This is a genomic window from Anoxynatronum sibiricum, assembly GCF_039414295.1.
In the GTDB taxonomy this organism is placed as follows: domain Bacteria; phylum Bacillota; class Clostridia; order Peptostreptococcales; family Tindalliaceae; genus Anoxynatronum; species Anoxynatronum sibiricum.
In genome coordinates, this window is the sequence record NZ_JBCITM010000094.1 from 1 (window position 1) to 255 (window position 255).

Consider the following 255-nt stretch of genomic DNA (forward strand, 5'->3'; position numbering starts at 1 on the left):
AACAGAGGTAATGGATGCAGAGGAAACCTGGTGATCCCGGATATGGTCAACCCATTGAGTAGAGCCTGGCATTCTACCCCGAACGCCCACCTGCCAGGAGCCGGTAACAGAAGGCGTGTAAGAGAAAGAGCTGGAGGGGCCATAAGCCCGGACAACACGCCAACTTTGACCAGGGGGACGAACCCAGAACTCAAACTCAGCCCCTGGAGGGTTGCTGGAAGCCCTTAAAGTAATGGCTTGGTTAACAGTTGAAGA

General features: G+C 54.1%; 1 protein-coding gene. It reads right to left on the bottom strand.

Annotated elements, in window-relative coordinates; translation table 11 throughout:
- Positions 1–255 (bottom strand): hypothetical protein (locus AAIG11_RS18110; protein WP_343187568.1); only part of this gene is annotated, 255 nt, incomplete at both ends.